The 11,619-nt window shown below is 71.8% G+C and carries 10 protein-coding genes; 5 read left to right on the forward strand and 5 right to left on the reverse strand.

The annotated features are described in order from the left end of the window. Positions 1-417 precede the first annotated feature (417 nt). Positions 418-1,890, forward strand: coding sequence for a PQQ-binding-like beta-propeller repeat protein (locus B207_RS0101745; RefSeq protein WP_018634783.1), 1,473 nt, complete (start codon positions 418-420; stop codon positions 1,888-1,890). Between the two features lie 55 nt (positions 1,891-1,945). Here the strand turns inward: B207_RS0101745 and B207_RS0101750 are convergent, their stop codons facing one another. After that, entirely contained in the window at positions 1,946-2,635 is a 690-nt protein-coding gene (locus B207_RS0101750; RefSeq protein WP_154675073.1) for an AMIN-like domain-containing (lipo)protein, read from the reverse strand. Between the two features lie 368 nt (positions 2,636-3,003). On the opposite strand from B207_RS0101750, the gene B207_RS0101755 reads away from it, so the two are divergent. After that, the gene (locus B207_RS0101755; RefSeq protein WP_018634785.1) at positions 3,004-4,422 is read left to right on the forward strand and encodes an extracellular solute-binding protein; all 1,419 of its coding nucleotides are present in this window, start codon (positions 3,004-3,006) and stop codon (positions 4,420-4,422) included. Between the two features lie 82 nt (positions 4,423-4,504). On the opposite strand, the gene B207_RS0101760 is transcribed toward B207_RS0101755, so the two are convergent. Beyond that, positions 4,505-5,053 carry a VOC family protein gene (locus tag B207_RS0101760; RefSeq protein ID WP_018634786.1) on the reverse strand — a complete coding sequence of 183 codons (549 nt, stop codon included), beginning with the start codon at positions 5,051-5,053 and terminating at the stop codon, positions 4,505-4,507. 181 nt (positions 5,054-5,234) lie between these two features. On the opposite strand from B207_RS0101760, the gene B207_RS0101765 reads away from it, so the two are divergent. Beyond that, positions 5,235-5,900, forward strand: coding sequence for a TetR/AcrR family transcriptional regulator (locus B207_RS0101765; RefSeq protein ID WP_018634787.1), 666 nt, complete (start codon positions 5,235-5,237; stop codon positions 5,898-5,900). 350 nt (positions 5,901-6,250) lie between these two features. Here B207_RS0101765 and B207_RS0101770 read toward each other — a convergent pair whose 3' ends face one another. After that, complete coding sequence (locus B207_RS0101770; RefSeq protein ID WP_018634788.1) at positions 6,251-6,535, reverse strand: hypothetical protein; 285 nt, start codon at positions 6,533-6,535, stop codon at positions 6,251-6,253. A 642-nt stretch (positions 6,536-7,177) separates the two neighbouring features. Then, a complete protein-coding gene (locus tag B207_RS36625; protein WP_407671337.1) occupies positions 7,178-7,954 on the reverse strand; it encodes a 5'/3'-nucleotidase SurE in 777 nt (258 codons plus the stop codon). A 329-nt stretch (positions 7,955-8,283) separates the two neighbouring features. Between B207_RS36625 and lysA the strand changes: the two genes are divergently transcribed. Beyond that, entirely contained in the window at positions 8,284-9,597 is a 1,314-nt protein-coding gene (gene lysA / locus B207_RS0101785) for a diaminopimelate decarboxylase (RefSeq protein WP_018634791.1), read from the forward strand. 281 nt (positions 9,598-9,878) lie between these two features. On the opposite strand, the gene B207_RS0101790 is transcribed toward lysA, so the two are convergent. Then, a complete protein-coding gene (locus B207_RS0101790) occupies positions 9,879-10,181 on the reverse strand; it encodes a DUF1905 domain-containing protein (RefSeq protein WP_018634792.1) in 303 nt (100 codons plus the stop codon). A 1,024-nt stretch (positions 10,182-11,205) separates the two neighbouring features. On the opposite strand from B207_RS0101790, the gene B207_RS0101795 reads away from it, so the two are divergent. Further along, on the forward strand, positions 11,206-11,619 hold a 414-nt coding region (locus B207_RS0101795; protein WP_154675074.1), incomplete at its 3' end, for an ABC transporter substrate-binding protein.

Consider the following 11,619-nt stretch of genomic DNA (forward strand, 5'->3'; position numbering starts at 1 on the left):
CGGCGGCGAGCCGGGAGCCCGCGGAGGCAGCCGCGGGCACACACCGCACCACTACAGAAGAACTACATTCACCCAGGCGATCCTGTGCGTGGATTGTGGTTTCCATGTCGTGGGCGGAGCCCTGTCACAGGCCTCCGCCCGGCTATCCCTCCGGCCGGGCGGAGGCTGCGGGCGTCCTCATCCGCCTGCTCGCGACGTTTCGCCCGGCGCGCCCGCTGTGCCCGCCTGACGCGCCCGCCCGACGATGCTGGAGGTCCGACGATTCTCGGCACCCTGCGCCGGCCGTTCCGGCGGCTCTCGTCCCGCAGCACCCCCCGGGCGGAGCATGCCGCGCACCGCCCGGGCCCTGCTGGACGGGCCATCCTGCGGTCGCGCACCCGCATCGGGCGCATCGCCGTCTCGGGCATCGCCGGGCTGGTGGGCGTCACCGCCGCGGCGGCGCTGCTCGGTGCCGTGAGCCGGGGGATCGCACCCACCCGGCTCGACCTCACCGACGGAGGGACGTGGCTGCCGGCCGCGGCCACGAGCACGCTCATCCACCTGAGCGGGCCCTCCGGGCAGGCGAACGCGGCGGTCACGGTTCCCGGTACGGCGGGCAGTGACCTCACTGTCACCACGACCTCCGCGAGGATCCTCGTCTCCGAGGGCGGCGGTGCCGGCCGGGTGCATCTCGTGGACCCGGCCCGGCTGGCCCTGGTCCGGACCACCGATCTCGGGCCCGGCGTGACGATCGCTGCCGCGGGCAGGGTCGCGTATGCGCTCGACGCCACGGCCGGGAGGGTCCAGCGGCTCTCCCCCGACGACCTTTCTCCCGCCGGAGGAGTTCTGGCCCTGCCGGCGCCGCTCGGCGGGGTGGCGCTGGCCCGGTCGGGGGACGGAACTCTCTGGGTACCGCTGCGGGCCACCGGGGAGGTCGCCGCCGTGCGGGGCGGTGTCGCCCGCCGTGGGCACCGCCCGGTCGCACCGCCCGGGAACGCCGTCGACATCATTCTGGTCGACGGCCGCCCGGTCGCCGTCGACGCCACGGCGGGAACCCTGACGGTCCTCGACCCGGAGAACCCCGACCGATGGGGCAGGGTCATCCCGCTCCCTCTGGGGAAGGCACCGCGGCCACCGGAACGGCCGCTGCTCGTCGCCCCCCGAACGGACGGTGGGCCCGTCCCTCTCCTCGACCCGGCGGCCCGCCGGCTGTTCCTCGTGGATGTCATCCGCGGCCGGGTGACCGGGGCGGACCTCCCCTCCCCTGCCCGACCGGACGAGTCCGGGTTCGGCACCCCCCTGGTCCATGCGGGCCATGCCTATGTTCCGGATTCCGGCGGCGGCGTGGTGCTCGACTACGACCTGGCACGGGGCAGGTTCGCGGAACCGGTACGACTGGCCGGGCCGGGTGGAGACGCCCGCCTCACGGCCACGGCCGACAGCGGCCAGGTGTGGATCAATGACGCGGCCGGACCCGACGCCGTCATGATCAACGAACGGGGGCGGACGCTCGTCACCAAACAGCCACCGGGCCTGCCCGGTCTGCCGACCGGCACGGCCCGCCCGCTGCCGGCCGCCCCGCCGCTCCCGGCACCCGAACCCGCCCGACCGGCCGGACGGGGCGAGGCGGCCGGTGCGACATCCACCCGACCACCGGCAGCGGGCCGGACATCCGCCGCCACGGACCCCGGCCCCGGTCCGGGGACCGGGGCCGCCCTCGAGAACGAACCGGAGCGGCCGACACCCGGGCCGACGGCGAGCCCGGGCATCCGGCCGAGCACGCCGCCACCGTCGCGGCCGCCGCCCCCACCGCCACCGCCACCGGTGACGGTCCCACCGGTGGGCACCCCGAGCCCCTCACCGACCCCGGTGCCGCCGTCCGCCACCCCCGACGGACTCCCGCTCGGGTGAGCGGGACCGTCAGGCGCGGACGCGGGCGCGGGCGCGCTCAGCGCCTGGCGGGTGGTCAGCCCGCGAAGTCGATCACCAGGCGGTCCGGGTTCCGGAGCTCGACGACGCGGAACCCCACCCTGTTCTCGAGCCCGATGCCGAGGTGGACGTAACCCTCGAAGTCGCCGGCGACCGCGTAGCTGGTCAGTGTGGGCAGTCCTCCCCCGGTCGGGGGGGTGGTCAGGGTGGTGTTGCCGGTGTCGTCGTGCATCGCCGCCGGGGTCACGACGACCTCGAAGCGGACGGCGCCCTCCAGCGGCAGCGGCGCCCCGGAGCCCGGGCGGATCACCTCGTCGACGTAGCCCGCCGTGTAGCCGGGCACCCCACCGCGGAACTCCAGGACCAGTCGGTCGAACGGGGCCCCGTCCACCGTGTTGCGGGCGGACCGCAGGGAGACGAGCTGTGCGGGCAGCGCACTCGGGCGCTCGGTACGGACCGCACCGGTGCCCCACGTCGACGGCGCGCCGGTGCGCCCATCGCCCACGACCGCGCCCGATGATCCGTCGGGCGCGGCGGGCTCACCCGGCACCGCGGGCCCACCCGGCCGGCCCGAGCCGTCACCCGGCTGGGCCGTCCCGCCGGGGCGGGTGGGCCCCCCCGACTGGACGGCGCCGGGTGATCCGCTCGGCCTGCCCGGGCCGCCGTCGCCGCCGCAGGCGGCAAGCCCCAGGGACAGCAGGATCGAGAACACGGTTGTACCTGCCATCACCGCGCGCGGCCCGAACCGGCTGTCATGGCGTGACCGCTGCCGGGGACAGCGACGGAAACAGCGGCGTGGACGGGGGGACGATAGCTCCACGGTGGCCTCCGGGGCGGGATGCGGGAACACGGCGATATCCGCAGTGTGGGTCGCGGAACTGGAAAAGCAATGCCATCCCACCGGCGGAAACGGCCACACGGTAAGGTTCCCGCCGCCAGCCGGGTTAGCCGGTGGGGAAGACCCGGTCGCGTTCCTCTCGCCCGTTCCCGCCGTGACACGGGACGATGGCGGCACGACCGAGTCCGGAGTCACCGGAAGAAAGCCCGGGGCGACCGGCAACCCGTCGGGCGAGAGCCTACGAGAGGGAAACGCCGATGCTCAGCGATGCGCCACCAGCCTGCCCGGACCGCGCGTCCGCCCGGCGCAGAGGCCTGCCGGCGAGGCGGAGAGCGCCTCTGGCGGCGGCCGTCACCGGGTTTGTCGCCGCGGGCCTGCTCGCAGCCTGCGGCGGCGGGTCCGATTCGGCCACCGATCCCGCCGAAAGCCTGCGCCCGACCGCCCGTCCGGCGACCGCGACCGTGGATGATGTGAACGGCGCGAAGGCGTCACCGGAATGCGCGTCCGCGGTGAAGACCCTGCGGATGGCCGCCGTCGGCTCACTGAACGACGCCTCCAAGTCAGGCAAGGCCTACATGGAGAAGGCACACCCGGGCCTCACCGTCGAGCTGACCGCCACCGCGGCGGGCTACCCGGAGCTGGTCCAGCAGATCAGCGCGGACCGCGCCGCGGGGCGCTCGGCGGACGTCGCGGTCGCCGGTTTCGACCTGCTTCCCACCTTCGCCGACGACCTCGGCGCCCAGACGCTCTCGCCCCGGCTCCTGCGCGCGTCGTACGACCAGCGTTTCCTGCCACTGGGCGAGTACCAGGGCAAGCTGGTGGCCATCCCGCAGCAGGTGTCGGTGCTCGCTCTCGTCTACAACCTGGACGTCCTGGAGCGGGCCGGGGTCGACCCCCGGTCGCTCACGACGACCACGGGGGTGCTCGCCGCCGCCGAGCGGGTCAAGGGCTCGGGCCAGTCGATCCAGCCGATCGACCTGCCGACCAGCGGGTTCGGGCAGTGGTATCTGAGCACTCTGGCGAGCTCGAAGGGCACGCCGGTGCAGAAGGCGGACGGCCAGCCGGACCTCACCAGCCCGGCGGCCCGCGAGGCCGCCGCCTTCCTCTCCAAGGTGGGCACGTACGGACCACAGTCCAGTGACGCGACCACCGAGGGGCTGCTGCGTTTCGGGATCCGCAAGGAGACCGCGATCAGTGCCGTGACCCTGCCCTCGGTGGCCGCCGGACTGCGCTACATCCATGACCAGGGCGCGCAGGGCTTCCGGGTGGGTGTCGCGCCGTTCCCGCCGCTGCCCGGCGGCAGCCCGCGCCCCGTCGCCGGCGGCAACGGGCTGGCGATCCTGTCCACCGACCGCTGCCAGCAGGAGATGGCCACGGAGCTGGTCGTCGCGCTGCTCTCCCCGGAGGTTCTCGCTGCCGGCACCGAGGCGTTCAGCTTCTACCCGGTCGACAGCGAAGCCAGGAACCAGCTCGGGGCCTTCTACCGGGAGTTCCCCGAGCTGACCCAGTTCGACGCCCTGATCCCGGAGATCACGCAGGCCCCCACCTGGGGGGGTGAGCGCGGCGGCGAGGTCCACGACGCGCTGAACGAGGAGGTGGCGGCGATCATGAGCGGCGCGGACCCGAACACCACCCTCACCGAGGCACAACGGAAGGTGACCGGGCTGATCAGCTGAGCCGGCGCTACCGCGCTACCGCGCCGCCGCCGCGCGGGTCCGATCCGCGGATCAGACCCGCGCAGAGCCGGTCCGAAGTCGCTCAGGCTCCGATCGCGCGCACCGGATCGCTGCCGTCCCAGCTGGCGGAGGCGTCCCGAACCAGTTTCGCCATGCCTTCGGTCGCCGGGTTCAGCTCCATGATCTCGATGATGGTCGCCGGGCCGGCGGGCGGTTCGAAATAGGCGTACCGGGTTGCTCCGTCACCACCGCCGGACCACACCACGGGCCACCCGGCTGCTGCCACCGAGTCCATGGTCGCGCCGAAGTCAGACGCCCAGAAGGCAAGCTGGTGGTAGCCCTCCCGCCCTGACGCGAGAAACTCCGAGTAGATGCTCGGCTCGTCCCCATGCTGCTGGATCAGCTCCAGCTGCAGGTCGCCGCTGTTGGCGAAGGCGACCGACACCGTCACCTCGCAGGGCTGGCCGCGGTAGACGCCGGCCTGCGGACGCTCCCGCAGCACGTACCACGGGCCGATGCCCAGGCTCAGCCAGGACGCGATGGCCTGGTCGATATCCCGGACGACGTAACCGTTCTGGCGGACAACACCCGGCAGGACAGCCGGGTTGACGGATGCGGGCAGGCCATGCATCAGGCCACTCCAGGGTCGGGGACGGAGGGCGGCGAGCGAGAGATCGGCGGACACCGACGCACTCCCCCGCCACGGCCGCTCGGCACCCTCGGCATCCAGGAAACCTGACCGGCCACCGACAGACGCTATTCCCGATATTGAAAACAGGTCAACATATCGGCTGTGACGATAGACTTGATCGATGACCGCAGGGGCAGCCAGCACAGGTGCTGACCGTGGTCAGCGCCGTGCCTCCTACCAGCAGGCCCGCTCACGCGAGACGAAGCGCGTCCTGATCCAGGCGGCGCTGTCACTGTGGCGCGCCAACGGGTATGCGACGACCACGGTCGCCGACATCTGCCGGGCGGCCGGCGTCTCCAAGGGCCTCTTCTATTTCTACTTCCCGCGCAAGGAGGACATCCTCTACGAGGTGAGCCGCCACTCGTCCGAGGCGGCCAGAGACACGGCGCGGGAGCTGACACACGGGCAGTACGAGGTACTGGCAGTCGTCACCGCGACCCTGAACAACCTCGAACGGTCGATGCGCCGCAACCCGCCCGAGCTGATCCTCGAGATGGTCATGGAGGGCTACCGCTACGCCTACCGGGCGATCACCGGCGCAGCACCGCCGGACCGCGCGATGCTGATCTTCGATGAGCTGTTCGAACGCGCGGTGGCCAGCGGCGAGCTGCCGCCACACGTTGACGCGGCGCGGCTGGCGCGGCTCGCGCAGTCGCTGATCAGCGAGGGGGCGCGGCACTGGGCCGCCGGCGCCTACCAGGACCGTTCGTTCACCGAGGTCGTCTCGGCGGACATCGCCGTCCTCATCGCCGGCTTCCGCCAGCCCCCGCCACCCAGCGCCGGCTGAGGCGGCTGAGGCGGCATCGCCCGGCACGGAACCCGTGCCGGGCGATGGTCCTGCGTGGGGGCTGGTGCCTCGGCTGGCAGCCGTGGTGTTCGCCGGCAGAGTGGTGTTCGCCGGCAGCAGTGGTCAGGGCTCGCTGCGGCCGTGGCCCCGGCCATGGCCACGGCGGCCACGGAGGTGCCCGGGCCTCGCGGGCGGGATCAGGCAGACGCGGTCGAGCGGAACCTGCGTCCGCGACCTCGCGGGACGCACTGTCCGCCCGGACAGCGCCGCGCCGCCGGCTCCGTCCGTCGGAGCCCCGGTTCGCGGGAGGACGACCGCCGCGGCGCACCGCCCGGACGGGACAGAGCCGGTCATGCCGTGGAACCGAACGCCATCACGCCGAGCATGCCGACCGCGAGCATGATCGTCATCAGGCTGGCCGTCGTGGCGAGGAGGGCTGACCGACGGTCGGCGGAGTCGACCCGGCTGGCGAGGCAGGCCCGGTCGGCGATGTGGCCGCGGAAGGTCCGGTAGGCCCGGTCGACCTGCCGGATTCGCGGCGGTCGGGCGGCGCGGCGCCGCGCGCTGTGTCGGCCGCTCATGCCGCGCCCGCCCGCCACCGGCGTGACGCGGAGACCCCGCCACCCACCGACCATGGATTCTCCGTTGTTCTTTCGGCTCCGCCCAAGCCTGCCCGCGCGGGGATGGCCACGCCACCCCGCAGCCCCCCGCACACACCTGTCCCGTCCATCGATGACCGCCCTACCTCCGTGTTGTGCCGAAGACCAGCGCCAGCTGGCCCGCGGCATACTGGCCGCCCCCCGCCCGTACGGGGGTGGAGATGGCCGGCCGGCACCCGGGAAATGCCAACAGCTCCACCACCCACCCCCGTTCGGGGTAGTGGAAACGTAGAGCCTTCCCTGTGCTCCGGTGGAGGGTCTGCCAGTCGGGCATGAAAGGTAGCCGTCGTGTTACGGCCAGATACCGCCCGCCGTCACGCGGAGGACGAGCCGCGCGGCACGCCCGGCAGATCTGGACCGCCAGCGGGTGCGGACAGACCGCACGCGACTCGCCACTCCACGAGATCGGACCCGTCGCGGCGCCAGGCTGGCCGCGGCCCGGGGCGTCGGATCAGGAACGGCGAGAAAGCCTGCTGGGAGCCGCCGTCATCCCCGCCGCCACCGCCGGGGGCAGAGCCGATCGTCACTGCACTGTCGCTGTACGCGGCCAGCCAGGCGGAGAAAGTGCTGTCGACAGCGTCGAACCACTTTTCCGGCATTACGGTCAAATATTAAAGATCAGCTGGGAGACGTCTCGGCAACACGGCCCTCGACCGGGATCTCGGTAAGCGTCGCGAACCCGGCGGTGAAGGCCGCGACCTCCTCCGCCGGTTCGGCGGTGGACTCACAGTCCTGTCGGGCCAGGGCGGCAGCCATGTCGGGCAGCGACGGCTGGGTCTGGAGCTCCCTCAGTCCGCGCACCTCACCGCCCACCGCGCAGTTCGGGATGTTGAGGTTGGCGACGCTCCCCCGCGGCCCGGCCGGCGGCGCGCCGTCAGCCAGCTCCGCCCGGTGCCGGGTGATCCAGTCGACGACCAGCGTGACGCCGGGACCGTAGTCGAAACTGTCCGCGAAGCCGAAACTCGAGGCGATCGCCGGGATACCCCGCGACGCCGCGGCCCTGGCCGCGCCGACCGTGCCGGAGAGATCGACCACCGGGCCCAGGTTCTGGCCCTGGTTGATCCCGGAGACGACGACATCCGGAGTGGCGTGGAGAACGTCCAGCGCGACGATCACCGAGTCGGCGGGGAAGCCGTCGACGGCGGTCGCGGCAATGCCGCTGGCCGTCGTGGCATCCCGGTGCGTGGGGGTGGGCTGGGACGTCCGGCCGCCGGTGCCCGACTGGTTCGTGGCCGGTGCGACGACTGTCACGGTGACCCCGGGCAATGCGCGCAGGCCGCGGACAACCGCGTCTATGCCCGGCGCGCCCACCCCGTCGTCATTGGTGACCAGGATGTCCAACGGCGCGGGCCCGGCCGGGGCCGCCTCACTCGAGATCGTCGCCACGCGCGGCATGCCTGCGGCGTGGGGCCGCCTGCGCGTCGTGTCCCGATCCATGCCCTGCCGTCGCACGCCCATCACCGTGTTCTCCATGGTCGTCTCATCCGTGTCCTCGCCGGGACGACCGCACCCAGCCGCCGGGCGCGGGGCCGGCAGCAGGCACGTCGTGGGATGCGACGCGGGCTGGTGACCGCGCCCACCGCGCCGGACAACCGCACCGCCGCACCGCCGGTCACGGCGCGCGGGGGTGAACCGTGCCGTGCCGTAGCCTCTAGTCAGCCTTTGCTGCCGAGACCGGTGATAGTGCCGGGTAGGCTGGCACCGGCCATCACGGTGAGGATGAGATGGACGAGTTTTCCTATCGCGACGGCGCCCTGTGGTGTGACCAGACGCCGCTGCGTGAGGTGGCCGAACAATTCGGCACACCGACCTATGTTTATTCGGCGTCGACTCTCGTCGACCATTACGTTCGGTTCGCCAAGGCGTTCGAGTCGATCGATCCGCTCATCTGTTTCTCCGCGAAGGCACTGAGCAATGTGCACCTGCTTCGTCTCCTTGGCGAGCAGGGCGCCGGCATCGACACCGTGAGCGGCGGCGAACTGCACCGGGCGCTGGCCGCGGGGGTGGATACCGAGCGCATTGTTCTGGCCGGCGTGGGAAAATCCGCAGACGAGCTGCGGGATGCTGTCCGGCGGGACATCCGCTGCATCAACGTCGAGTCCGAGGAGGAGGTCGCGCTCCTCGCGCGCATCGCGCGGGAGGAGGGCCGGCGACCGCGGCTGGCCATCCGGGTCAACCCGGACATCGCACCTGACCTGCGTACCCCGGCCCGGACGACGACGGCCGTCCGCGGTGTGAAGTTCGGGGTGGACATCGAGCGGGCTGCCGCACTGTTCAGCTCGGCCGCCGCCGACGGTTCCCTTCGGCCGGAGGGCATCCACGTCCACATCGGCAGCCCCATCTTCGATCCGCAGGTCTACGCGACGGCGCTCGAGCGGGTCCTGGCCCTGGTCGCCGAGATCGAGGCCGCCGGGCATCCGGTCACCACGATCAATCTGGGTGGCGGTTTCCCCGCCGAGTACTCGGAGGACAGCGCTCCGGGCTGGGACGACTTCGCGGAGGCGATCTGCCCGCGGCTGGAGGGCTTCGTCGGCCGTGGTGGTCAGGTCATCTTCGAGCCGGGCCGGACCATCGCGGCGAACGCCGGTGTGCTCCTCTCCGCCGTCCGTTACCGCAAGCAGGCCGGAGAACGACAGCTGATCGTGATCGACGCGGGAATGACCCATATAGTCCGCGCCGCGATGTACGACAGCTATCACTTCATGTGGCCGGTCACGCCGGGTCCCGAGATGGTACCCCCCTCTCGGGACCAGCATTCTCTCGATGACCTCGTCACCTATGACGTCGTCGGCCCGATCTGTGAATCGAGCGACTATCTGGCAAAGGGCCGTGCGCTCCCGGCGATGGTGGCCGGTGACCTCCTCGCGATATTCAGCGCCGGCGCCTACGGCATGACGATGACGAGCAACTACAACAGCCAGCTCCGGCCCGCCGAGGTCCTCGTCGAGGGGGACCGGGCCCGGCTCATCCGCCGCCGCGAGACCTACGACGACCTGGTGGCACTCGAACTGCTCGACGACACGCCCTCAGCGGGCTGACCCGGAAGCGCTCACGCGCGATATCGGCGTCTGGATCTGCTGCCCCGGCCATATGGCCGGGGCAGCAGATCCAGACCGGCTCCCCGGGCTGGGAGCCGAGGGTGCGGGCGGTGGGCGGGCAGCCGGCAGACCAGACCTCCCGCCGAACTCCGCCGATCCCAGGCCCAGGTTGATCGGCGCTGTCTCGGGATCGAGCGAAGGTCCGGTGGCACGCCTCCAGGGGTCGGTGCGGAACCTCGGACCGAACCTCGGGCCGAGCGGCGCGGCCGGGCCGCCGCACGTCAGATGTCGACGAGCTCGACGGTGACCGCCATGGCGTCTCCCACCTCCAGCTCCTCCGCTCTGCGGACAGCCCGCTTGACGGGCAGCACATAACTGCCACCCTCGCTGCCCGGGAAGATCGACGTGGCCCAGGTGGTGCCCCCAACGGTGACCCGCACCCGTAGTGACCCGAAGCCGCGGCTTGCTCCGCCGGCACGGTCGCGGATCTCCGCGGAGACCTCCGTAGGCAGGCTGACAAACGTCCATGTGTCGACGCGGCGGGCGTTCCACAGCCAGAGTTCACCTTCGAAAACAAAGACCATGGTCCGAGCGTTTCACGCGGTACCGACAGTTCTGCGCCGGGGCCGCCCCACCGGGCTGTCAGCAAAGGGCGCCGACACCAGGCGACGGAGTTCCACAGATTCCTCATTCTGCCGGACGGAGCCGCCGTCCGGGAATTTCGGTCCCCCGCCACCGTGCCGCCCACCAACGATGCCCACGGAAAAGACACCTGATTTAGCCCCGGAGCGATGCCCGGCCGCCCGCACCGGCTCTCCGCCGCGAGCGGGAACGCCGTTACTGCGAGGCGCTCCCCTGTTCTCTCTGCGCGAGAGGCGGTCCGCCGCCGAGTTCCCGGCCTCACACCCATCCGACCGGCCGGTTATTGACTGACACCAGGAGGCGGGGACCTGGATCTGATAGCGGAATATCTCCGTCCGGAACGATGCGCGGCCGGGCTGCGGAACCGAGCACCGGCCGCCTGGTTTCGGCAGTGTGGCCAGTGTTTACGGGGTGGCCTCGGCCCCGGGGGAGCGACCGCGCTCCCCTGCCAGGACCGGTGCCGGCACAGCCGGACGGCTAGCTGATCAGCGCGCGACCACGACCGCGCGGTGGACGACTGTGGCATGCCCGTGCCGGCAGCGCCGCCACCACCCCGAGCCGCTGCCGCGAGGCACCGCCCACCGAGGTCAGGGCCGGCAGGGACTCCGAGCGGCCGCAAGGCGACGCAGGACGAATCGCCCGAAACCTGTCGGAAACGGGGCTACCGCAGCGCGACAGGAATCACACCGGGCTCCAGATGAAGCGGATCCGCGTTAGAGAAGGCCAGCGAGTGGGCCGACCAGAGCTGGATTGACTTTGGATCGGATCGACACAGGCCGCTCCACTTGCCGGCCAACGGGCCGTAGATCGGACCTGCTACTATCAGCCAAAAATTTCACTAAGTATGAACGTTTCGATGGGGGCACTGCCCAGTCTTCAGCCCTGCCTGATCCGACCCGGCTCGCCCTGCCCACCGCAGCCCAGGTCTCCCATCACGATCGTTGTTTATTTCCTGTGGGGTTATTGATGCGCTCAGGCGGCTTGACAAGAAGGCTTGGGGTGGTGCTGGCTGCCGTCCTGGCCGCCACCGTCTCCGGATGCTCGGGGTCGGGCGGAGGCGGCGGGGAGGACGCCGTACCTGCCGCCTGCGGTAGCCCCGGTGTCACCGCCGACACAGTGAAGCTCGGCTTCCTCTACTCGGACTCCGGCCCGGGCAGCGGCGCGCTGTCCGCCGCCCGGGCAGGTCTCGACGCCCGNCTGGGGCTCGTCAACGAAGCCGGCGGCGTACACGGCCGGCGCCTGACCTACGCCTGGCGCGACGACGGCTCCTCACCATCGGAGAACACCCAGGCCAGCCGGGACCTGATCCAGCAGGAGGGCGTCTTCGGCCTCGTGACGGCAAGCGGCTCCATGGACAACTCGCTGGAAAGCCTGTCAAAG

Origin of the sequence: Parafrankia elaeagni, assembly GCF_000374165.1 — a bacterium.
Taxonomy (GTDB): Bacteria; Actinomycetota; Actinomycetes; order Frankiales; family Frankiaceae; genus Parafrankia; species Parafrankia elaeagni.